This window comes from Enterococcus sp. LJL90, from assembly GCF_056924355.1.
On record NZ_JBXPBQ010000053.1, the window covers coordinates 1 to 888 of the forward strand.

Consider the following 888-nt stretch of genomic DNA (forward strand, 5'->3'; position numbering starts at 1 on the left):
ATTTCACGATATTTTTCACTTAATTCATTTGTACTAAGCTTCGTATAAATCGTGGTAGTTGCTATGCTTTCGTGTCCAAGCATTTGTTGTAAATCTGTTGAATCACCACCGTTTGCGATAAATTCTTTCGCAAAAAAATGTCTTACAGTATGCGGATAAACTTTTTCTTTTTTTACCTTCGCTTTACCGGCAATTGTCTTCAAACGTTTGCGGTAAAAATCTTGCGACTTATGAAAAATAATGGTTGAGATTCGTCTTTTACGGCAGAATTTCTTCAACTTCTTTTTTACAAATTGAGGAATTGATATATACCTTGTTTTTCCTTTATTTTTTATGGTTACAATTCGAAGTTCTAATTCATCGGCCCGGATGGAACAAGCTTCTGAAATTCGTAAGCCAGTATTACCAATTAGCAGAATGAACAAGTACATTTCTTCATCGGCATGCTTTAACAGTTGACGGTATTCTTTTTTATCGATTGATTCTCTGTGAACTTTCGTTTGTACTTTTAAATATTTCAAGCACAAATCGTGTCGATCTAACCAATTGAAATAGATGTTCAGGATGACAATTTTTTGATTTATTGTCTTTAGCTGGTATTTTCTTCCCGGTCTATACTCGTCTTCTTGTAGATGCTGCTTGTACTCAATTAAGACTTCTTTCGACAAATCTAACCGGCGATTCACTAAAAATTTATCCAACTGCTTTAGAGTCACCATGTAATTTTTTATCGTATTTTTCTCCGTCTCATTTTCAAGTAAATAGCTTCTATACGCTGTTAAATCAAGCATGCTGGGCCCCCTGCGCGACTATTGATTACATTATATAATCAATACTAACCTAAACACCCTAGAAACATTGTTGTAGCAAGGTTTACAGGCGTTTTTT

Annotated in this window: 1 protein-coding gene; it reads right to left on the reverse strand. The window is 34.3% G+C overall.

The features are described 5' to 3' along the window. On the reverse strand, positions 1-791 hold a 791-nt coding region (locus tag AC1Z3S_RS20060), incomplete at its 3' end, for a tyrosine-type recombinase/integrase (RefSeq protein WP_461741846.1). Positions 792-888 lie beyond the last annotated feature (97 nt).